We start from the raw sequence: 22,143 nt of genomic DNA on the forward strand, positions 1-22,143 counted from the left end.
GCGCCCTGGGTCGTTCAACGTTCCGGTCGCGACTTACGTCGCTCCTGCAGTAAGGGGGCGCCGCACTTGCACCCCCTCCCCCACCCTCACTACCCTTCCGGTTCCTGCGCCCGCCGCACCCTGAAGGACTTCCCGTGAAGCAACGCCATCTCCTGCTCGCACTCGCCGTCGGCGCCTGCGTCGCCACGCTCGCCGCCTGCAAGAAGGACGAGCCCGCCGCAGACACCGCCGGCGTGCCCACCGCGCCGCAGGGCGAGACCGCCGACCAGTTCATCGCGCGGGTCAACGACGAGTTCAAGAAAATGTACCCGGAGCTGACCGCCGCGCAATGGCTGTCCAGCACCTACATCAACGACGACAGCCAGCTGCTCGCCGCCAAGGGCAACGAGCGCTACCTGACCCAGCTCAACAGCTGGATCGAGCAGGCGAAGAAGTTCGAAGGCCAGAAGATGTCGCCCGAGACCGCGCGCGCCATCCAGCTGCTGAAGCTGGCCACCGCGATGCCTGCGCCGAAGGATCCGGCCAAGCTGGCCGAGTTGACCCAGATCGCCACCAAGATGGAAGGCACCTACGGTGCCGGCACCTATTGCACCGGCGAGGGCGACGACAAGAAGTGCCGGCAGCTGGGTGAACTCGAGGATGTGCTGCGCAGCAGCCGCGACTACGACGCCCAGCTGGACGCATGGCAGGGCTGGCACACCATCGCCCAGCCGATGCGCACCGATTACACGCGCTTCGTCGAACTGGTGAACGAAGGTTCCAAGGAAATGGGCTTCGCCGACGCCGGCGAGATGTGGCGCAGCGGCTACGACATGACGCCCGCCGAGATCGCCGCCGAAACCGATCGCCTGTGGGGCCAGGTCAAGCCGCTCTACGAACAGCTGCACTGCTACACCCGCACCAAGCTGCAGGCCACTTACGGCGTGGAGAAGGGCCAGGTCAACGGCCTGCTGCCGGCGCACCTGATGGGCAACATGTGGCAGCAGGACTGGGGCAACCTGTGGGACGTGCTGGAGCCCTACAAGGGTGCCGGCAGCCTGGACATCACCGGCGCGCTGGAAAAGCAGTACCAGGCTGATTACCAGGCGGCACTCGGCAAGGCCGGCCCGGGACCGGGCACCGACAAGCTGTTCCAGGCCGAGCGCGAGGCACAGCTGCAGGTCGCCAAGCAGATGACCGAACGTGCGCAGGAGTTCTACACCAGCCTCGGCATGCCGAAGCTGCCGGAGAGTTACTGGTCCAAGACCCAGTTCATCAAGCCGATGGACCGCGACGTGGTCTGCCACGCAAGCGCGTGGGACATGAACATGGCCGGCGACGTACGCACCAAGATGTGCATCAAGCCGAACGAGGAAGACTTCACCACCATCTACCACGAGCTCGGCCACGTCTATTACTACCTGGCCTACAACAAGCTGCCGCCGCTGTTCCAGACCGGCGCGCATGACGGCTTCCACGAAGCGATCGGCGACACCATGGTGCTGGCGATGACGCCGGACTACCTGAAGTCGATCGGCATGGTCGACGCCCCGCAGCAGAGCAACGAAGCGCTGATCAATGCGCAGATGCGCATGGCGCTGGCGAAGGTGTCGTTCATGCCGTTCGGCCTGATGATCGATCGCTGGCGCTGGGGCGTGTTCGACGGCAGCATCAAGCCGGCCGACTACAACAAGGCCTGGTGGGAACTGAAGGCCAAGTACCAGGGCGTGGCGCCGGCCACCGCGCGCGGCGAGGATTTCTTCGACCCGGGTGCGAAGTACCACGTGCCGGGCAACACACCGTACACGCGCTACTTCCTTTCGCACGTGCTGCAGTTCCAGTTCTACAAGGGCCTGTGCGACGCGGCCGGCTACAAGGGACCGCTGTACAACTGCAGCTTCTACGGCAACAAGGCGGCGGGCCAGAAGTTCTGGGCGATGCTGGAAAAGGGCGCTAGCCAGCCGTGGCAGTCCACGCTGAAGGAACTCACCGGCGGCGAGAAGATGGACGCCGGCGCGGTGCTGGAGTACTTCGCTCCGCTGCAGGATTGGCTGAAGCAGCAGAACGAAGGGCAGACCTGCGGTTGGCAGGTGCCTGCGGCGGCAGCCACGCCGACACCCGCGACACCGGCGAAGTCGTAAGCTGCAGCAACGGGACGGGCCGGTGACGGCCCGTCTTTTCATCCAGAACACCGAACAACAGGGACGTTTGATATATGAAGAAGAATCACATCTTGAGCGTGCTCGCCTGCATCCTCATGGTCACGCCCCTCTGGGCAAATGCCGGCAGCATGCAGGTCGCTGGCGAGACCAGCCGCACGCTGGCACAGCCCGCGCCCATGTGGAAACTGGCCACCTTCCCCGCGCGCGAAAACACCCGGATCGGTTATCGCGAGATGTCTGTCCAGCGCGTGTTCCAGCTCCAGCAGCGCAATGCCGCGAGGAGCAGCATCAAGGCCACCCAGATTGGCATCGGTCGCCAACTCGCGGGCGAAGGCATCTCGCGCACAACGCCCACACTGCGCTGGGTGCCCCTGAAAGACGGCGGCAACGTCGCTCGACTGCAGGTCCATTCTCCGGATGCGTTGGGGCTGCGCGTCGGACTACAGGTACGTGATCTCCACCCCCATACTGAACTGCGCTTCGCGGGCTCGGACGATCCGACGCGCATCGTCGCGTCCGTCACGGCACTCGAAGCGCAGAGGACCGCGGGCGCCAACGGCCTGTTCTGGAGTCCCGCCACCGACGGCATTGCCCAGATCATCGAGATCTACCGGCCAGCTCATGTTGTGGCCGACAAGGCGCGCATTCAGGCCCCCCAGGTATCGCATCTGCTGGCCAACAGCAGCAACAGCTTCAAGATCGTCGAGAAGCTGGGCGAGTCGGGTAGCTGCAACATCGACGCGGTCTGCAGGACAAGCAGCCTGGGGCCAGCCTATGTGGAGGCAAAGAACGCCGTCGCACACATGCTGTTCAATGCCTACAACACGAATGGCAGCGTCTACGGGACCTTCATATGCACGGGTACGCTGCTCAACGATACGACACCCGGCACCCAAACGCCCTGGTTCTACACGGCGGATCACTGCTTCAGCGGCGGCTCCAACGGCGTTCCGGTACAGGACAGGAGCAAGGTCGCCGCGAGCCTCAATACGTACTGGGCTTACGAGAATTCGACCTGCGGCGGGTTCAACGGCGTGAAGAGCAACCCCCTGACGGGCGGTGCAGACGTGATGTTCCATGACGCCAACGTCGACGCCCTGTTGCTGCGCCTGCGCAACCCCGCACCTGCCAACGCCACATTCGCAGGATGGGATGCGAGCACATTGGCGGCGGGTGCCGAGGTGATCGCCATCCATCACCCCTCGGGCGATGCCAAGAAGTACTCGCGTGGACAGCATCTCACCGACACCTATTCCCGGCAGTTCACCGTGGGATGGCATGAAGGCACCACCGAGGGCGGCAGCAGCGGCTCAGGCCTGTTCACCCGCTACAGCGACAACAGTTACCGTCTCCGCGGCGGTCTTCTTGGCGGCGACGCCCTATGCTCCAACTCGGGCGACATCGCCAACGCCTTCAACCGCGACCACTACTCGCGGCTCGACCTTGTCTTTCCGCACATCAAACAGTGGATAGCCTCGGAGCCAGTGCGCGAGAACAGCTCGCAGCCGCTGATACGTTCCGCCGGCGCCGTCGCGCAGGGCCAGGGCTCACGCACCATCGTCCCAACGGAAACCATGACAAGGCCGACTGCGCGGCCCGCCATCGAACGTCCCCGCGTGACGACCCCCGCGCGACACTCGCTGCGCGAGCGCTGATCGCAGCGAGCAGGTGACAAAGAGGCCAGCGTATGCCGGCCTCTTCCTTTGCGGCCCCTCACAGGCTTCATCGGCAGCACACATCGCGCGCGCAGGCTGGATGCGAACCGACCGAAAAGCATCCACTGCCATGCCGACCATCTTTACCCACGCCCTGATTCCCCTGGCCGCCGGCGTTGCCCTGGGGCGGACACGCCTTCCACCGAAACTGGTCGCCGCCGGCATGGTCGCCGCGATGCTGCCGGATGCCGACGTGGCGATGTTCAAGCTGGGGATCGAGTACGCGCATGATTTCGGCCATCGCGGCGCTAGCCACTCGCTCGCATTCGCCGTCTTCTGCGGCGCGTTCGCGGCGGGCTTCGCACGGTGGTTGAAGGTGCGCGCCGTCACCGCATTCCTGTTCATCGCCCTGTCCGTGGCCTCGCATCCACTGCTGGACATGCTGACCGATGGCGGCCTGGGCGTCGCGCTGTTCTGGCCGTGGTCCGACGCACGTCACTTCGCGCCCTGGCAGGTGATCGAAGTGTCGCCGTTCGCGAACCGTTTCTTCAGCGCGCGGGGCGCGGAGGTACTGGCGTCGGAACTGCGCTGGATCTGGGTGCCGGTGGGCGTCATGGCGGGTCTGGCGGTGTGGCTGCGCCGACGGCATGCGACGTTGTGGGAGCGACGTCAGTCGCGACCGCACGGCTGGAGGAGTCGAGTGCGACCATGATGAGCACAGAGCGCGGCAGCGGAACCACGGCCGCCTCGTGACTCGTCGATGGCCAGCCCCAGGACGCGGTCGCGACTGACGTCGCTCCTACAGGGATGCAACGCGCGTCAGTTCACGTCCGGCGCTGGATCCGGCTTGCCCGTCTTCATCTGTTCGGCGAGCTGCGCTTCGAACTGCTCCAGCGTCAGTCCCTGCGTGGCGGCTTCGATCACGGCGGTGTCGCGCAGTTCGTCGGAATACACCAGGCGTACCGCGTTGCCCTGTGCTTCGTGCAGCACCGCCGCCTGCTTGATCATCGCCAGCACTTCGGCGGCGCTGTCGGAGGTGCCCGCGATGCGGCCGTCCATGCCCAGCACCCAGACGCCGGCCTGACGCACGACGCCAGCCAGCAGTTCGCCCTCGGGATTGCGCAACTCGGCATGCGGCTCGATGGCGGGCGCATTCGCTCGCGCCTGGTTGTGCGCCTTCGTCGCTTTGCGCTTCTTCGCCTCGCGGCGCGCCTTGGACTGGATGGACATGGACGGTCTCGCAGGAAGTCAGAGTTGATCGGTGGGTTCGAGCGCTGCGGGCTCGCGCGGGCACGCGGGCAGGCGCCGGCTGGCATTCGCTTCCCATTGCCACATCAGCCAGCCGGCCAGCACGAAGCCCGCCATGCCCAGTGCCAGGTGGAGGCCGTGATGGCTCAGCAGCGGTGAAAGCAGGCCGGCGATAATCGCGTTGACCACCAGGTTGCTGAACGCCTGCAGCGACGAAGCAGCGCCGCGCTGGCGCGGATACATGTCCAGGATGGCCAGGGTCAGGATCGGGAACACCAGGGCGACGCCCAGTGCCGCCAGCATCATCGGCAGCACCGCCCAGGGCACGCGGATGTCGTCGCCCGCCCAGGCGGTGTAGGCCACGTTCGCCACCATCGCCAGCGCCATGCACGCGTAGCCGATCCTCACCAGGCGCGCGCCTTCGACACGTCCCGCTGCACGCCCGGACAGGAACGCGCCCAGCACCATGCCGCCGATGGTCGGCAGGAACAGCCACGCGAACTGTTGTTCGTTCAGATGCAGCAGGTCCATCACGAACGCCGGCGCGGAAGCGATGTACAGGAACAGGCCACCGAAACTCAGCGAACCGGCCAGCGCCAGCCGCACGAAACGCCGGTTGCGCACGATGCCCACGTAATCGCGCAGCAGGCGACGGGGCGACACCTGCAGGCGTGCTTCCGGCGGATGCGTCTCCGGCAGCCAGCCGACCACCGCCACCAGCAACAGCAGCGAGAAGCCGGCGAGGAACCAGAAGATCATCGGCCACGCGCTCCAGCCCAGGATCCAGCCCCCCACGATCGGTGCGATGGCCGGTGCGATGCCGAAGATCATCGACACCTGGCTCATCAGCCGCTGCGCGTCATCGCCGTTGCGCGCATCGCGGATCACCGCGCGCCCCACGATGAAGCCCACGCCCGCCGACAGGCCCTGCACGGCACGGAAGAACAGCAGCGTGGCCATGTCGGTGGACAGCGCGCAGCCCACCGACGCCAGCAGGAACACGATCAGCCCCCCCAGGATCACCCGCTTGCGGCCGAACGTATCCGACAGCGGCCCATGCACCAGGCTCATCAGCGCATACGTCAGCAGGTACACGCTGATCGTCTGCTGCATCGCCACCTTGTCGGCGCCCAGGTGCGCGCCCATGGCGGGGAACGCAGGGAAGATCGTGTCGATGGAGAACGGGCCGAACATCGCCAGCCCACCCAGCAGGAGGGCCAGGCGGCGGTTGGAGATGGCGCGGGGAGCCGTCATTGCGGGGAAAAACTCCAGGCGGGCGCGGCCGGCATGCATGAACAGGCGGCGCGGGGCTGCACATGGTACGCCGAAACCGCCAGCGGCCCGCCGCGCCGGGCTATAATCGGCCGGCAAGACCCGGTGGGAGAAGCCCGTCGTCCGCGACGTGCTGCCGAAGGCGCAAACGCCCGTAATCGCTCAGGCCCGATACCACCCCTGCTGCAAACACTCTGGAGAGACCGGCCGCCCTCGTGGCAGCGCCGGCGCCGAAGGGGCACGAAGCACGCGACCTCGTCCGCCGCGCTTCCAAACTCTCAGGCAAAAGGACAGAGGGGCACCCCACACGCGGTTTCCGCGTGCCCGGTCCTATTGCCCTTCCCGGATGCCTCCCATGTCGAACACCCCCTCCCTGCGCGAGCTCGAGCACCACGGTGCGTTCCTCGAACGCCACATCGGCCCCAACGACGCCGAGATCGCACACATGCTGCGCATCGTCGGCCATGACTCCCTGGAGGCGATGACCGACGCCATCGTGCCGGCCAGCATCAAGTCCGCACAGCCGCTGGCCCTGCCCGCGCCGATCAACGAGGAGGAGGCGCTGGCCAAGATCCGTGCCGTCGCCACGCGCAACCAGGTGTTCCGCAGCTTCATCGGCCAGGGCTACTACGGCACGCTCACGCCGAAGGTCATCCTGCGCAACATCCTTGAGAACCCGGCCTGGTACACCGCGTACACCCCCTACCAGGCGGAGATCTCGCAGGGCCGCATGGAAGCGCTGATCAACTTCCAGACCATGGTCGCCGACCTGACCGGCATGGAAATCGCCAACGCCTCGCTGCTGGACGAAGGCACCGCCGCCGCGGAAGCGATGACGCTGGCCAAGCGCTCGGCCAAGTCGAAGTCGAACACCTTCCTGGTCGCCGGCGACACCCACCCGCAGACGCTGGAAGTGCTCGCCACCCGCGCCGAACCGCTGGGCATCACCGTCGATGTCGTGCGTTCCACGGATGCCTTCCACCAGAAGCTGGCCGGCGGTGACTACTTCGGCGTGCTGGTGCAGTACCCCGCCTCCAGCGGCTGGGTGGAAGAGTGGACGAAGGATGCCGAGACCATCCACGCGCACAACGCGCTGTTCGTCGTCGCCACCGACCTGCTCGCGCTGACCTTGCTGAAGCCGCCGGGTGAAATGGGTGCGGACATCGTGATCGGCAACTCGCAGCGCTTCGGCGTGCCGTTCGGTTTCGGCGGCCCGCACGCCGCGTTCATGGCCTGCCGCGATGCCTACAAGCGCAGCATGCCGGGTCGCCTGATCGGCGTGTCGGTCGATGCCGAGGGCAAGCCGGCCTACCGCCTCACCCTGCAGACGCGCGAGCAGCACATCCGCCGCGAGAAGGCCACGTCCAACATCTGTACCGCACAGGTGTTGCTCGCCGTCATGGCCAGCATGTACGCCGTCTACCACGGCCCGGAGGGTCTCAAGCGCATCGCCGACCGCGTGGCCCGCCTGACCGCCATCCTCGCCGAAGGCCTGCGCACGCTGGGCTACCCGGCCGTGCATGCCAGCGCCTTCGACACGCTGTGCATCGAACCCGGCGACGCACGCGACGCTATCCTCGCCCGCGCCCATGCCGCCCGCATCAACCTGCGTGTGCGCGGCAATGGCTCGCTGTGCATCTCGCTGGACGAGACCACCACGCGCGCCGATGTGGAAGCGCTGTGGGGCGTGTTCGCCGAGGAAGGCGCCGCGCTGCCGTCGGTCGACGCCCTGGACGCCAGCGCGCCCTCGCTGGTGCCTGCCGCCCTGCGCCGCACCAGCGACTTCCTGACCCACCCGGTGTTCAACACGCACCACAGCGAGCACGAACTGCTGCGCTACATGCGTGCCCTGGCCGACAAGGACCTGGCGATGGATCGCACCATGATCCCGCTGGGCAGCTGCACCATGAAGCTCAATGCCACCGCCGAGATGATCCCGGTGACGTGGCCGGAGTTCGGCAGCATCCACCCGTTCGCGCCCGCGGACCAGACGGCCGGCTATACGCAGCTGATCGACGAACTGGAAGCCATGCTGGTGGAATGCACCGGCTACGACGCGGTCAGCCTGCAGCCCAACTCCGGCGCGCAGGGCGAGTACGCCGGCCTGCTGGCGATCCGCGCCTACCATCGTTCGCGCGGTGAAGCGCACCGCGACATCTGCCTGATCCCGGAATCCGCGCACGGCACCAATCCGGCGTCCGCGCAGATGTGCGGCATGACCGTGGTGGTCACCAAGTGCGACGCAAACGGCAATGTCGATGTCGAGGACATCCGCCGCGCCGCCGAAAAGTACAGCGAACGCCTGGCCGCGATCATGATCACCTACCCCTCCACGCACGGCGTGTTCGAGGAAGACGTGGTGGAGATCTGCGAGATCGTGCACCGGCATGGCGGCCAGGTGTACACCGACGGCGCCAACATGAATGCCCTGGTCGGCGTGGCCAAGCCAGGCAAGTGGGGGTCGGACGTCTCGCACCTCAACCTGCACAAGACCTTCTGCATCCCACATGGCGGCGGCGGCCCCGGCGTGGGTCCGTGCGCGGTGAAGGCGCACCTGGCGCCGTACCTGCCGAAGAAGCTGGGCGGCGAAGGCGATGTCGGCATGGTGTCAGCGGCCAGCTTCGGCAGTGCCAGCATCCTGCCGATCAGCTGGATGTACGTCACCCTGATGGGCGCGCAGGGCCTGCGCAAGGCCACCCAGGTGGCACTGCTCAACGCCAACTACATCGCCAAGCGGCTGGAACCGCATTTCGAGACGCTCTACACCGGCCGCAACGGCCTGGTGGCGCACGAGTGCATCCTCGACCTTCGCCCGATCAAGGACCGCACCGGCATCAGCGCCGAGGACGTGGCCAAGCGCCTGATCGACTTCGGCTTCCACGCACCCACGCTGAGCTTCCCGGTCGCCGGCACGCTGATGGTGGAACCCACCGAGAGCGAATCGCAGCACGAGCTGGACCGCTTCATCGACGCGATGATCGAGATCCGCGAGGAAATCCGCGCGGTCGAGGACGGCCGCCTGGACCGCGAGGACAACCCGCTGAAGAACGCGCCACACACCGCCACGATGGTGATGGCCAGCGAGTGGACCCACGCCTATCCGCGCGAACTGGCCGCCTTCCCGCTGGCCACGCTGAAGCTGCAGAAGTACTGGCCGCCGGTTGCCCGCGTGGACAACGTCTACGGCGACAAGAACGTCATGTGTGCCTGCATTCCGGTGGATGCGTACAAGGACGAAGTGGACGCCTGAGTGCGGCGCCACGGACGACGAAAAAGCCCCGCCGATGCGGGGCTTTTTCGTACCGTCGCTACAACGTGCGTGCACGCGCGATACTGGGCACGCTTGCATTCGACTCACGGGGAGACGCGTCGATGAAGGTAGTCATCAACGGAGCGGGCATCGCGGGTACCGCGCTCGCGTATTGGCTGGGCAGGCTCGGCCACCACGTGACGCTGGTGGAACGCGCGCCCGACCTGCGCACTGGCGGGTTCGTGGTCAACCTGTGGGGCATCGGCTACGACGCACTGGAAAAGATGGGCTTGCTGCCAAGGCTGCTGGAACTGCAGCACCATTCCGACGAGTTGCGCATGGTGGACCGTGCCGGGCGTACCCGTGGCGGCTACCCGTCCAGCGTGCTGTTGAAGCTCGCCAAGGGGCGCATGGCCACGCTGGCGAGGTCCGACATCGCCGCAGCCATCTACGGCGCCTTGGACGGCCAGATGGACACCCGGTTCGGCGACAGCGTCACCACCATCGACGATGACGGAACACGGGTACGCGTCGGCTTCGACCATGCGCCACCGCAGGAGGCGGATCTCGTGATCGGCGCCGACGGCCTGCATTCGCGCGTCCGTCACCACGTGTTCGGCCCCGATACCCGGTTCGAATACCCGATGGGATGCCACGTCGCCTCGTTCGAGGCAGCCGGCTACCGGCCACGCAACGGGAATGCCTATGTGGCGTATACCGCGCCCGGCCGCTACGTGGCCCGCTTTCCGATGCGCGACGATCGGATGCTCTTCTTCGTCCTGCTGCGCGACGAGTACCTCGCGGGCGGGACGCCCCGCGATCATGCCGGGCGGAAGGCCGCATTGACCCGCGCCCTCGACGGCATCGGGTGGGAATCCGATGCCATCGTCTCAGCCATCGCACAGACGGACGACATCTACTTCGACAGCATCAGCCAGATCCGCATGGACCGCTGGGTCCAGGGCAACGTGGCATTGATCGGCGACGCTGCCGCGTGCCCTTCCCTCATCGCGGGAGAAGGCGCCGGCTTCGCGCTGGCGGAAGCCTACGTGCTTGCGGGCGAGCTGCACCGGCACGGCAACGACACCGCTGCCGCGCTCGCCCGCTACCAATCACGGCTGCACGCTGTCATCGCCCGCAAGCAGAAACATGCGGAAAGCCTGGCAGCCTCGTTCGTGCCCAGAACGGCGCTGGGCGTGCGCCTGCGTGACTACACCACGCTCCTGATGCGGCTCCCCGTCTTCCCCAGGCTCCTGATGGGGCGCTACTTCCACGACGAACTGGTCTTGCCTGACTACGGGATCTGAAACCCGGCATGGGTATCCAACGCCACGCGATACCGCGTGCGGCGCGCGGGTAACATCGCCACCATGACCGACCTGACTGCGCTCGCCCTCGATGCCCTGATCTTCATCGGCCTGGCCTGGACGGCGTGGCGCGTGCTGGGGCGTTCCATTCCCATCGCCGTCGTCCCCATCATCATCGGCTTGCTGCTGGCCGCCACCGGCGTGCTGCCTGCCAGCTGGGGCATACCGTCGAAGCCCGGCGACCAGATCGGCTTCATCGGCGTACTGCTGCTTGCGTTCACCGCCGGCCTGGAAACGCGCCAGTCCGCGCACCTGCCCACCACCGCCGATGCCAAGCCGCTGCCGCGCACGCAAGCGCTGCGCTTCGTCGCCAGCGCGGGCATGGCGCTGCTGCTGCCGTTCGCGCTCGGCACGCTTGCAGCGCATGCCTACTTCACCGGTTTGCCGGGCTGGGAGGCGCCTGAAGGCGGCGCCTGGATGGGGGCGCTTGCGATCGGCCTGTGCATCGCAGTCAGCGCGCTGCCGGTACTGATCGGTATCGTGCGCGAACTCGGCCCGCTGCACCGGCCGCTGACCCAGCTCGCGCTGCGCATCGCCGTGATCGACGACGCCGTACTGTGGATCGGCCTGGCACTGCTGTTGTTGGCGGCCGAAGGCGGTTCGCTTCTGGCCGGCGCCTCCGCCCTGCACCTGCTCGCGGCAGGCACGCTCGTCATGCTGGCCGCCGCCGGCACACTGGCGCAGCGCATGCACGGACAGCTGCCCCTGTGGCTGGTGTGGCTGTCATTGCCGGTGTTCCTCGTGGCCGGCGCCTGGGCGAGTTCGCAGCTGGGTCTGCATGCATTGCTCGGCGCCTACTTCGGTGGCGCGATGGTGCCGCCGGCATGGTCCAGGCGACTGCCAGTGGAACGCCTGGGCCAGTTCGCCCTGATCGGGCTGGCGCCGCTGTTCTTCGGCCACAGCGGCCTGAAGATCGATGGCAGCGTGCTGGGCTGGGCCTCGCTGCAGGCGTCGCTGGTGCTGCTCGTGCTGGCGGTCGTCGCCAAGCTGGTCGCGGTACTGTTGTGTCCGCCGGCCCCCTCGCTGTCGCGCCGTGAAGCGCTGGCCGTGGGTGCGCTGCTGCAATGCAAGGGGCTGATGGAAATCGTCGCGGCCACCATCCTGCGTGACCACGGCCTGCTGTCCGAACACGCCTTCGCCGCACTGGTCACCCTGGCCGTGCTGTCGACCCTGCTGACCGGCCCGTTCTTCCGCCTCCTCGTGCGTCGCCACGCGCAAGCCGACACCGGCGGACGGCAGACCGCATGAGGTGCGCCGCGCACGCCACGCCGTGGATCAGGCGTCCAGGTAGGGCCGCACCGTCTCCGCCAGCCATGCCATGAATGCCTGCACGCGCTGCGGCAGGTGGCGACGATGCGCATACAGCAGGGACACCGGCATCGCTTCGGCACGGTACTGCGGCAGCACTTCCACCAGCAGGCCCTGGTCGATCAATGCCCGCAACCCTGCGGCCGGCGCCTGGATCAGCCCCAGGCCGGCGATGCAGGCGGCTTCGTAGGCATCGGAACTGTTGACCGTCAGCGCACCCTGCACCGGCACGCTGGTGAACTGCACCCCGTCCCAGTACTCCCACCCATCCGGCCTGCCACCGAAGGTGCTGGCGTAGTGGATCATGCGATGCGCATGCAGGTCCTCCGGTGACTGCGGCATGCCATGCCGCTGCAGGTACGCCGGGCTGGCGCAGGTCACCACGCGCAACTGGCCCAGTGGCCGCGCGATCAGACTGGTATCGGCCAGCGTACCCACGCGCAGCACGCAGTCGAAGCCCTCGCGCACCACGTCCACCCGACGGTCGGTACAACTCAGTTCCAGTTCCAGTTGCGGGTGATCGTGCAGGAAGGCCGGCAGCTGCGGCAGCACGAAATGCCGTGCGAACCGCGCCGGCATGTCCACGCGCAGCCGGCCACGCAATGCCTGGGGTGTACGCACGAACAGGTGCTGCACCTCGTCCATGTCGGCCAGCAGGTCCTGGCAGCGCTCGTAGAACGCCCGGCCGTCCTGGGTCAGCTGCACACGCCGCGTGGTCCGGTGCAGCAGTTGAGTGCCCACCCACGCTTCAAGTTGCTGGACGGCAGTGGACACGCTGGCCTTGGGCAGGCCCAGGCTGTCCGCGGCGCGGGTGAAACTGGCCATCTCGGCGACCCGGACGAAAGCCTGCATGGCGTCGAGGCGGTGCATGGCGGCTCCAGCGATTGTTCGCCATTGGCGAACGGTCAAATCAGTTTAAGCCGATTTATCCAAGGATTACCGCCCAATACAGTGTCCCCACGGTGAATCCACCGCCTTCCCCGACTGGAGCCCTGCCATGACCAAGACCCCTTCCCCCCTCACCCTGATCACCGGCGGCAGCCGCGGCCTGGGCCGCAACATGGCCCTCGCCATCGCCCGCCAGGGCCACGACGTCATCCTCACCTACCGTAGCCAGCAGGCCGAGGCCGCGGCCGTCGTCGCCGAGATCGAAGCCCTCGGCCAGCGCGCCGCCGCGCTGCCGCTGGACGTGGGCCAGAGCGGCACGTTCGACGCCTTCGTTGACGCGGTGCGTGCCCAGCTCACCTCGTGGGGCCGCGATCGCTTCGACCATCTGGTCAACAACGCCGGCATGGGCGTGCATGCCGGCTTCGCCGAGACCACGCGCGCGCAGTTCGATGCGCTGGTCGACGTGCACTTCAAGGGACCGTTCTTCCTCACCCAGGCGCTGCTGCCGCTGCTCGCCGACGGCGGCCGCATCATCAACATCTCGTCCGGCCTGGCGCGCTTCGCCCTGCCCGGCTACGCGGCGTATGCGGCGATGAAGGGCGCGATGGAAGTGCTGACGCGCTACCAGGCAAAGGAGCTGGGCGCGCGCGGCATCGCGGTGAACATCGTCGCGCCTGGCGCGATCGAGACCGACTTCGGCGGTGGCGCCGTGCGCGACAACGCGCAGCTCAACGCGTTCGTCGCCTCGCAGACCGCGCTGGGCCGGGTCGGAGTACCGGACGATATCGGCGGCGTGGTCGCCTCGCTGCTCTCGCCGGCCAATCGCTGGATCAATGCGCAGCGCATCGAGGCGTCGGGCGGGATGTTCCTGTAATCCAGTGGATGACGCAGCTCTTCCCTCTCCCTGCACAGCGGGGAGAGGGTGCCGAAGGCGGGTGAGGGGCGAACGGAGATGCTATGCCGACGCGCCCTATCCATTGCCGCGCACGCCCCTCATCCGCCCTCCGGGCACCTTCTCCCCGCCACGCGGGGAGAAGGATGTTTCAAAACTCCACCTTGACCGAAGGCGCACTGCGCTTCGCCTCGCCGTGGTAGACAGCTTCGATGTTGTTGCCATCCGGGTCGAGGACGAATGCCGCGTAGTAGCCCGGGTGGTACGGGCGCTCACCGGGCGCGCCGTGATCGGTGCCGCCGTTCGCCAGCGCCGCCGTGTGGAAGGCATCCACCATCGCGCGGTCCTGCGCCTGGAACGCCAGATGATGGCGGCCGGTGAGTTCGCCCTGCGCCGCTTCGCTGTCGGCGGTGGAGACGAACAGTTCGTCCGCCCAGAAATATCCCTCATCCTCGCCGCCCATCGGCACGCCGAGCACCTCGAACACGGCAGCATAGAACGTGCGACTGGCGTCCAGGTCGCGCACGACCAGCTGGATGTGGTCGATCAGGCGACCGCGATGCAGTTCGTTGGTTTCCAAAGCGCAATCCTCCGGTTGAAGAGCCGACAGTGATGACACGGCATGCGGACAGCGAGTGTCCGCGACCATTCGTCAGCACAGCGTCAATGCGTACAGCCATGACGCCGTAACGCGCTCTCCACACGCGGACGCAGATGATCGGCGGATGCAGACCCTCGCGCACCGCGATGGCTGGTCCGTCGTCCAGGAGACCCCAGATGACCGCACGCAAATCCCCCTCCCCCTCAGCGAACACCGGCAAGGCCGACACGCCGACACCCGGCAACGGCGGCGAGCTCCACTTCAACGCAGGTGGCAAGCACCCGGCGCTGACCACCAACCAGGGCATCCCGGTCAGCGACAACCAGAACTCGCTGCGCGCGCACGACCGCGGTCCCACGCTGCTGGAAGACTTCATCCTGCGCGAGAAGATCACCCACTTCGATCACGAGCGCATCCCCGAGCGCATCGTGCATGCGCGCGGCTCCGGCGCGCATGGGTACTTCGAGCTGACCAAGTCCCTCAAGAAGTACACCACGGCCCGCGTGCTGAACGAGACCGGTGTGCGTACACCGGTGTTCTGCCGCTTCTCCACCGTGGCCGGCGGCGCGGGCTCCGTGGATACGCCGCGCGATGTGCGCGGCTTCGCGGTGAAGTTCTACACGCAGGAAGGCAACTGGGACCTGGTGGGCAACAACATCCCGGTGTTCTTCATCCAGGACGCAATGAAGTTTCCGGACCTGGTGCATTCGGTGAAGATGGAGCCGGACCGCGCCTACCCGCAGGCCGGCAGCGCGCACGATACGTTCTGGGATTTCATCTCGCTGACGCCGGAAGCGTTCCACATGATCATGTGGGCGATGAGCGACCGCACCATCCCGCGCTCGCTGCGCATGATCGAAGGCTTCGGCGTGCACAGCTTCCGCCTGCTCGATGCCAAGGGCAACAGCACTTTCGTCAAGTTCCACTGGCGACCGAAGCTCGGCATCCAGTCGACAGTGTGGGACGAAGCAGTGAAGCTGCAGGCGGCGGACAACGACTTCCATCGCCGCGACCTGTTCGAAGCCATCCAGAAGGGCGACTTCCCGGAATGGGAACTGGCCGTGCAGCTGTTCACCGAGGAACAGGCCGATGCGTTCCCCTTCGATCATTTGGATCCCACCAAGCTGATCCCCGAAGAACTGGTGCCGCTGACGGTGATCGGCCGCATGGTGCTGGACCGCTGGCCGGACAACTTCTTCGCCGAAACCGAACAGGTCGCCTACTGCCCCGCCAACATCGTGCCCGGCATCGATTTCAGCAACGATCCGCTGCTGCAGGGCCGGTTGTTCTCCTACCTGGATACGCAGCTCTCGCGGTTGGGCGGCCCCAACTTCCACCAGATCCCGGTCAACGCGCCGAAGTGTCCGTTCGCCAACCTGCAACGCGACGGCCACATGCAGATGCAGGTGCCGAAGGGCCGTGTGAACTACGAGCCCAGCAGCCTGCAGCCCGATACGCCGCGCGAAACACCGGCCGGCTTCCGCAGCCATGCGACCGTGGCGGAGGGCCGCAAAGGGCGCGTGCGGCCGGAGAGCTTCGCCGACCACTACAGCCAGGCGCGGATGTTCTTCCGCAGCCAGACCGCGCCGGAGCAGGCGCACATGGCGGCCGCGCTGGTGTTCGAGTTGTCGAAAGTGGAAACACCGCACGTACGCGAAGCGATCGTCGGCCACCTGCGCCACGTCGATGCAGGCCTGGCCAAGCGCGTCGCCGATGGCCTGGGCCTGGATGCACTGCCGCCGGCACCGGCCACCACCGTCGCGCCGCAGGACATGCCGCCTTCACCTGCATTGCAAATCATCGGCAAGATGAAGCCGACGCTGCAGGGCCGCTGCGTCGGCATCCTGATCGATGAAGGATCGGACGCCGCCGCGATCGCCGCCTTGCGCAAGGCAGCGGAAGCCGATGGTGCGCAGGTGAAGATCGTTGCGCCGAAGATCGGCGGTGCGAAGCTGGGCAACGGCAAGCGCCAGCCTGCCGACGGGCAGCTGGCCGGCACGCCCTCGATGGTGTTCGACGCCGTGGCGCTGGTGCTGTCGGAGACGGCAGGCAAGGCGCTCGCCGCCGAAGCCGCCGCCGTGGACTGGGTGCGCGATGCGTTCGGCCACCTGAAGGCCATCGCGCATGACGAGGGCGCCGCCGCGGTCATCAAGGCCGCCGGCATCGGCAAGGATGCCGGCGTGGTCAACGCCGGCGACACTGCCGCCTTCATCAAGGCCGCGCGCACCCGCCAGTACGCACGCGAACCCAAGGTCCGTACCCTGCCCTGATCCATGCCCATCCCAGCCCTTGGCCAGGAAACCACTGCATGCCCGAATCCATCTATGACGCCCTGCGCGAAAGCCATGAAACCCAGCGCTCGCTGTGCCGCCGCCTGCTGCGTTCGAAACCCGGCACGCGCGAGCGGCTCGACCTGTTCACTGGGCTCCGGATCGAATTGGCCGCGCATGCCGCCGCGGAGGAGCGCTTTCTCTACGCGCCCATCCTGATGGACGACATGGGGCTGGATTCTTCCCGCCACGCTCTGCACGAACACCACCAGATTGACGAGCTGGTCGAAGACCTCCAGTCCCTCGACCCCCGTTACGCCGCCTGGCTGAAGAAGGCGCGCGAGTTGTCGGAGAAGGTGCACCATCACCTGCGCGAGGAAGAGAAGAAGTTCTTCCAGGTGTCCGGCAAGATCCTCGGCGCGACGAAGAAAACGCAGTTGGCCCGCCAGTACCGCCGCGACTACACGCGCATGCGGCGGAAGCTGGAAGCGGAATAGGGAATAGCACCCGCACGACCCGCGACGACGACGCGCCCGCACGGTAGGCTGCCGGCATGGATTCCCTGATCGCCGCCGCCGGCCGGGCCCTGACGGCCGGCGATGTCCTGGGCGCGCTCAAGCACGTGGGCTGGCGGGACGACCCGCCCGCACTGGCCCTGCGCGGCATCGCGATGGCGCAGCTCGGCGACTATCCGCGCGCGCGCGATCTCCTGCGTCGTGCCGCGCGTGGCTTCGGTCCGCGAGAACCCTTGGCGCGGGCGCGCTGCGTGGTCGCCGAAGCGGAGGTGGCACTGGCCCTGCGCGACTTCGGTGCCGAGCCGCAGCGCCTGGACGCCGCCGCACAGGCACTGGCCGCACGCGGCGACCGCGCCAACGCACGCCATGCGGAACTGATTGCCCTGCGCCGTCACCTGCTGCTCGGACGGCTGGAAGCCGCGCATGCCGCCCTGGATACGCTCGATCTGGAGGGCGCGCCCGCCGCACACCATGCCCTGGCTGCACTCGCCGCCGCCGAGATCGCACTGCGCTCGCTGCGCACGCGCGATGCGCGTCTGGCGTTGCAGCGTGCACGGACCGCCGCCTCGCTGGCCGGCATCCCCGCGCTGTCCGCCGAGATCGCGCAGGCCGACGCCAGTCTGCGGCGTCCTGCCGCGCGCATCCTGCACGCAGGCCACGAGCAACCCGTCACGCTGGACTACGTGGAAGCGCTGCTCGCTTCCGGCACGCTGGTCGTCGATGCCATGCGCCACGCGGTGCGCGATGCCACCGGCATGGCATCGTTCGCGCGGCGCCCCGTGCTGTTCGCGCTGCTGCGTGCACTCGCCACCGGCTGGCCCGGCGATGTCGACCGCAACGCATTGATCGCGCGCGTGTTCCGCACGCGCCAACCGGATGAGACGCATCGCGCACGGCTGCGCGTGGAGATCGGGCGGTTGCGCCGCCTGCTTGCGCCATTCGCCGACCTCACCGCCACCGCACGCGGTTTCCAGCTCACGCCGCACGGCACGCGCGGCGCGGTCGTACTTGCATCGCCGGTCGAAGGCGAACAGGGCGCGTTGCACGGGCTGCTGGCCGACGGCACGGCCTGGTCCACCTCCGCACTCGCACTGGCCACCGGCGACAGCCAGCGCTCCGTGCAGCGCGCACTCGCCGCGATGGAAGCGGCCGGCCAGGTCCGTGCGATCGGGCGCGCCCGCGCGCAACGCTGGGTGGCCCCTCCGCTGGTTGGATTCACGACGATCTTGTTACTCCCCGCCACGCCGACGGGTGCGTAGATTGGCCCCGTCCCCGCACACCCGGAGCAAGCCATGAACGACACCACCCGCCACGCCGCCGCCAGTCCCGCCGAGATCGTCCGCGAATACGGCCCGTTCCAGGCCAATGGCGGTGTCGCTGGCGTCACCCACGACGGCCACCACGTGTGGGCCGCCACCGGCGACCGTCTCATCGCCATCGATCCCGCCAGCGGCGACATCGCGCGCAGCCTTCCGCGCGCGGCCGATGCCGGCACCGCGTTCGACGGCACGCACCTGTACCAGTTGGCCGAAGCGCGCATCGACAAGATCGATCCCGCCACCGGCGCCGTGATCGCCTCGATTCCCGCGCCGGGCCAGGGCGGCGATTCGGGCATGGCGTGGTCCGACGGCAGCCTGTGGGTGGGCCAGTACCGCGAACGCCGCATCGTGCAGATCGACCCGGCCACCGGCGCCGTGCTGCGTACCCTCGAATCCGACCGCTTCGTCACCGGCGTGTCCTGGGTCGACGGCGAGTTGTGGCACGCCACGTGGGAAGGCGACGACAGCGACCTGCGCCACATCGATCCGCACGATGGCCGCGTGCTGGCACGCCTCGACATGCCCGCAGGCGTCGGCATCAGCGGCCTGGAATCCGACGGCGGCGACCTGTTCTATTGCGGCGGCGGCCCCAGCGGCATGCTGCGCGCGGTAAGGCGTCCCGCACGCGTCGACTGATACCGCCTGCCGCCCCGTGCGGCGCCCCTGAATTCCTTCCTCCACTGCATGCAGGCATGCGGCACGGATGACGCTCGCCTGCTTGCCCGCCTGCACCCACGCCAAGGAGCCTGCCATGAACGCGCCTGCACACGACACGCCCGCCATCGTTTCCCGCGACGCATGGCGCACCGCCCGCCTCGCGCTGCTCGCGCGGGAAAAGGAACTCACCCGCCTGCACGACCGGATCGCACGCGAACGCCGCGCCCTGCCGTGGGTCCGCGTGGACACGCCCTATGCCTTCGACACGCCGCACGGCATGCGCACGCTGGCGGAGCTGTTCGACGGCCGCCGCCAGTTGATGGTGCAGCACTTCATGTTCGCGCCCGGCTGGGAGCAGGGCTGCAAGAGCTGCTCCTTCATGGCCGACCACCATGCCGGTGCGCAGCTGCACCTGGCCCAGCGCGACCTCACCCTGATCGCGGTGTCGCGCGCACCACTGGCCGACATCGAAGCGTTCCGCCAGCGCATGGGCTGGACCTTTCCGTGGGTGTCCTCGCATGGCACCTCGTTCAACCACGACTTCGGCGTCAACTTCACCCGGGAGGAGATGTCGCGCGGCGCGGTGGACTACAACTACACGCGGCAACCGTTCCCGCACGAGGAAGCGCCCGGCATCAGCGTGTTCGTACGGGACGATGCCGGCCAGGTCTTCCACACCTATTCGCGCTACGGCCGCGGCGTGGAAGCGATGATGCACACCTACGCGCTGCTGGACCTCACCCCGCACGGGCGCAATGAAGACGCGGAGGACTACCCGATGGCCTGGGTACGCCATCACGACCGCTACGATGCGGCGCCCGTCGCCACGGCGGGGGCGTGCTGTTCGGCCAAGCCCTGAGGTAGCGCGCTGTCATGAGCCTGTCCGAAGCATGGCTTCCGTGGCTGGCCGTCGCCGGCCTTGGTGCCCTGCACGGCCTGAGCCCGGCGAACGGCTGGATGTTCGCGGCGGCGCGTGCCGCGCGGTCCGGCGATGCGCGCGATGTGCGCCGCGCCCTGCTGCCGATCGCCATCGGGCACGCGCTGTCGGTGGCGCTCGTGGTAGTGCTGGTAATGCAGGGCGCGCGGTGGGCGCCACATCGCGTGCAGGTCGTGGCCGGTGCCTGCCTGCTTGCGCTGGCGGCATGGCAGATGGTCCGGCGACCGTGCAAGCCCGCTGCCCACGTCGCGCATCGATCACGGGCGGGCCTGGCCGCCTGGTCCTGCCTGATGGGCACGGCGCATGGCAGCGGCCTGATGCTGGTACCCGCGCTGCTGCCGCTGTGCGTGTCGAGCGGGCCCGCGCGTGCCATCACCGCGACCGGATCGCTGCCGCTGATGTTCGCCGCCGTGGCCCTGCACCTGCTGGCGATGCTGGCGACAACCCAGGTCGTCGCCCGTGGGGTCTGCCGCGGGCTGCGGCATCGCGCATGCGCGCCGGATGCGGCGTGGACACCGGCCCTCGCGTTGGCAGGCGTGCTCCTGATCGTGGCCCGCTGAAAACGCTACGCCTTCTTTACGCCGCCGAAGGTGTGTCGGCATGGCGGCTTTACGCGAGGGACGCCTATCGTGGCCACACCGCACGCGATGTGCGCCACGACCCGATGCATGTCCATCCTGATCCTGCGCGGCCCGCATGCTGCGCTTTCCGACACCCGCTCCATCTATCCATCGCTGCGGCAACGTGCGAACGCGGCCGGCCAAGCGCTGCACTGCCGCGTCTTCACGACGGTCCGCGACCTGCTGTCCGGCTTGCGCCGCGCGCATGCCGACCCGGCCGACATGCTGCTGCTCGATGTTGGCGACCTGGCCGTTCATGACACCACCCAGGCCCGCGCCCTGCGCGACGCGCTCGACAGCCTGCCCTCGCCCTACATCGAAGTGCATGCCGATGCCGCACACGCGCTGGAACCGCGCGTACTGCCGCAGCACGCGCCGCTGGTCACCGTGATCCTGCGCGACGACCTGCCGCGCGCCTACGCGATGGCGCTGGAAGTCGCGCTGCGCCGCCTGCGTCCCGCCCCGTCGGCAGGGACGTTCCATGCCTGAGCCGGAGCCCCTCATGTCCATCCTCGTCATCCGTGGCCCCGAATGCCACGACGCCCTGACCTCACCGCCACCCCCGCTGCCATCGTCGGTGCTCGGCGCCCTGGTGCAGCGCGCCGGCTGCGCCGGACAGACCCTCGCCGTACGCAGCTGCGCCTCCACCACCGAAGTGCTGGCCGCCCTGCGCCTGGCCAATGAATGGGGCGTACGCGCCACCCTGCTCGATCCTGGCGCACTCATCGACCATCCCCTGCTGCAGCGCGCGGTGCACGATCTCATGCATCCCTACGTGGAAGTACATGGCGACCTCGGCGAACACCCACACGTGCTGCCGGCCACCACTGGCCGGCGCCTGGCGGTCGTCGACGGCTACGGCGCACGCAGCTACGCACTGGCGCTGGAGATCGCCCTGGAACAGCTCGGTTGCGCGGAGTGCGAGTGCGATGTGCACGTCGGCACCTGACGCAATCGCCGTCGCGCAGACCCGCCACTACTTCGCCGACTACGAGGTCTACGACGCCGGCCAGTGCATCGCCTGGGGCCAGGTGATGCTCGCCTGCGAAGCGCCCGACGTTGCGGCGCAGGCGCTGCGCGCACGCGCCGCCGCACAACAGGGCGTGGCCGCCGGCGCGATCCGCCTGCGCTGCATCAGTCGCCTGTGACCGCGTGCGGCGGGTGTCACTGAACCGTCATCCACGCCGCGTACCTTGCCGCCCT

General features: G+C 67.9%; 20 protein-coding genes and 1 riboswitch. Of the genes, 16 read left to right on the forward strand and 4 right to left on the reverse strand.

Going from position 1 to position 22,143, the window contains the following annotated elements:
- Positions 1–134 precede the first annotated feature (134 nt).
- The 3 genes from ACIPRS_RS02895 to ACIPRS_RS02905 all read left to right on the forward strand — a co-directional run bounded on the left by ACIPRS_RS02895 (position 135) and on the right by ACIPRS_RS02905 (position 4,508).
- Positions 135–2,120: a M2 family metallopeptidase gene (locus tag ACIPRS_RS02895; protein WP_446537445.1), complete on the forward strand. Its 1,986-nt coding sequence runs from the start codon at positions 135–137 to the stop codon at positions 2,118–2,120.
- Between the two features lie 74 nt (positions 2,121–2,194).
- Entirely contained in the window at positions 2,195–3,796 is a 1,602-nt protein-coding gene (locus ACIPRS_RS02900; RefSeq protein WP_446537446.1) for a trypsin-like serine peptidase, read from the forward strand.
- A 130-nt stretch (positions 3,797–3,926) separates the two neighbouring features.
- Complete coding sequence (locus ACIPRS_RS02905) at positions 3,927–4,508, forward strand: metal-dependent hydrolase (protein WP_446537447.1); 582 nt, start codon at positions 3,927–3,929, stop codon at positions 4,506–4,508.
- Positions 4,509–4,615: 107 nt separating this feature from the next.
- Here the strand turns inward: ACIPRS_RS02905 and ACIPRS_RS02910 are convergent, their stop codons facing one another.
- Positions 4,616–5,026 carry a hypothetical protein gene (locus tag ACIPRS_RS02910; RefSeq protein WP_192200655.1) on the reverse strand — a complete coding sequence of 137 codons (411 nt, stop codon included), beginning with the start codon at positions 5,024–5,026 and terminating at the stop codon, positions 4,616–4,618.
- A gap of 18 nt (positions 5,027–5,044) precedes the next feature.
- Positions 5,045–6,298, reverse strand: coding sequence for a multidrug effflux MFS transporter (locus tag ACIPRS_RS02915; RefSeq protein ID WP_446537448.1), 1,254 nt, complete (start codon positions 6,296–6,298; stop codon positions 5,045–5,047).
- 202 nt (positions 6,299–6,500) lie between these two features.
- A riboswitch (glycine riboswitch) is annotated at positions 6,501–6,620 on the forward strand.
- A gap of 42 nt (positions 6,621–6,662) precedes the next feature.
- Here ACIPRS_RS02915 and gcvP point away from each other — a divergent pair.
- The 3 genes from gcvP to ACIPRS_RS02930 all read left to right on the forward strand — a co-directional run bounded on the left by gcvP (position 6,663) and on the right by ACIPRS_RS02930 (position 12,181).
- Positions 6,663–9,566 (forward strand): aminomethyl-transferring glycine dehydrogenase, encoded by a 2,904-nt coding sequence (gene gcvP, locus ACIPRS_RS02920; RefSeq protein WP_446537449.1) that lies wholly within the window; start codon positions 6,663–6,665, stop codon positions 9,564–9,566.
- Between the two features lie 122 nt (positions 9,567–9,688).
- Positions 9,689–10,873: an FAD-binding domain gene (locus ACIPRS_RS02925; protein ID WP_446537450.1), complete on the forward strand. Its 1,185-nt coding sequence runs from the start codon at positions 9,689–9,691 to the stop codon at positions 10,871–10,873.
- A 63-nt stretch (positions 10,874–10,936) separates the two neighbouring features.
- Positions 10,937–12,181: a cation:proton antiporter gene (locus tag ACIPRS_RS02930; RefSeq protein ID WP_446537451.1), complete on the forward strand. Its 1,245-nt coding sequence runs from the start codon at positions 10,937–10,939 to the stop codon at positions 12,179–12,181.
- A gap of 27 nt (positions 12,182–12,208) precedes the next feature.
- Here the strand turns inward: ACIPRS_RS02930 and ACIPRS_RS02935 are convergent, their stop codons facing one another.
- Positions 12,209–13,111, reverse strand: a complete 903-nt coding sequence (locus ACIPRS_RS02935; RefSeq protein ID WP_337730235.1) for a LysR family transcriptional regulator — start codon at positions 13,109–13,111, stop codon at positions 12,209–12,211.
- Positions 13,112–13,238: 127 nt separating this feature from the next.
- Between ACIPRS_RS02935 and ACIPRS_RS02940 the strand changes: the two genes are divergently transcribed.
- On the forward strand, positions 13,239–14,003 hold the full coding sequence (locus tag ACIPRS_RS02940; RefSeq protein WP_446537452.1) for an SDR family NAD(P)-dependent oxidoreductase: 765 nt from the start codon (positions 13,239–13,241) through the stop codon (positions 14,001–14,003).
- A gap of 169 nt (positions 14,004–14,172) precedes the next feature.
- Here ACIPRS_RS02940 and ACIPRS_RS02945 read toward each other — a convergent pair whose 3' ends face one another.
- Positions 14,173–14,601 (reverse strand): VOC family protein, encoded by a 429-nt coding sequence (locus tag ACIPRS_RS02945; RefSeq protein ID WP_446537453.1) that lies wholly within the window; start codon positions 14,599–14,601, stop codon positions 14,173–14,175.
- 197 nt (positions 14,602–14,798) lie between these two features.
- Between ACIPRS_RS02945 and ACIPRS_RS02950 the strand changes: the two genes are divergently transcribed.
- From ACIPRS_RS02950 to ACIPRS_RS02990, 9 genes are all read left to right on the forward strand, one after another.
- Positions 14,799–16,892: a catalase gene (locus ACIPRS_RS02950; RefSeq protein ID WP_446537454.1), complete on the forward strand. Its 2,094-nt coding sequence runs from the start codon at positions 14,799–14,801 to the stop codon at positions 16,890–16,892.
- A 38-nt stretch (positions 16,893–16,930) separates the two neighbouring features.
- Positions 16,931–17,389: a hemerythrin domain-containing protein gene (locus ACIPRS_RS02955; protein ID WP_446537455.1), complete on the forward strand. Its 459-nt coding sequence runs from the start codon at positions 16,931–16,933 to the stop codon at positions 17,387–17,389.
- A gap of 56 nt (positions 17,390–17,445) precedes the next feature.
- Positions 17,446–18,666, forward strand: coding sequence for a helix-turn-helix domain-containing protein (locus ACIPRS_RS02960; RefSeq protein WP_446537456.1), 1,221 nt, complete (start codon positions 17,446–17,448; stop codon positions 18,664–18,666).
- A 33-nt stretch (positions 18,667–18,699) separates the two neighbouring features.
- Positions 18,700–19,362, forward strand: a complete 663-nt coding sequence (locus tag ACIPRS_RS02965) for a glutamine cyclotransferase (RefSeq protein WP_446537457.1) — start codon at positions 18,700–18,702, stop codon at positions 19,360–19,362.
- A 115-nt stretch (positions 19,363–19,477) separates the two neighbouring features.
- On the forward strand, positions 19,478–20,242 hold the full coding sequence (locus ACIPRS_RS02970; RefSeq protein WP_446537458.1) for a DUF899 domain-containing protein: 765 nt from the start codon (positions 19,478–19,480) through the stop codon (positions 20,240–20,242).
- Between the two features lie 14 nt (positions 20,243–20,256).
- Positions 20,257–20,880, forward strand: a complete 624-nt coding sequence (locus ACIPRS_RS02975) for a hypothetical protein (RefSeq protein WP_446537459.1) — start codon at positions 20,257–20,259, stop codon at positions 20,878–20,880.
- Between the two features lie 108 nt (positions 20,881–20,988).
- The gene (locus tag ACIPRS_RS02980; protein WP_446537460.1) at positions 20,989–21,429 is read left to right on the forward strand and encodes a hypothetical protein; all 441 of its coding nucleotides are present in this window, start codon (positions 20,989–20,991) and stop codon (positions 21,427–21,429) included.
- Positions 21,430–21,442: 13 nt separating this feature from the next.
- Entirely contained in the window at positions 21,443–21,889 is a 447-nt protein-coding gene (locus tag ACIPRS_RS02985) for a 3-dehydroquinate dehydratase (protein WP_446537461.1), read from the forward strand.
- The gene (locus tag ACIPRS_RS02990; RefSeq protein ID WP_446537462.1) at positions 21,870–22,088 is read left to right on the forward strand and encodes a hypothetical protein; all 219 of its coding nucleotides are present in this window, start codon (positions 21,870–21,872) and stop codon (positions 22,086–22,088) included. Before ACIPRS_RS02985 ends, ACIPRS_RS02990 begins: the two co-directional genes overlap by 20 nt.
- Positions 22,089–22,143: the final 55 nt, after the last annotated feature.

It is taken from the genome of Pseudoxanthomonas sp. LARHCG66 (genome assembly GCF_052871755.1).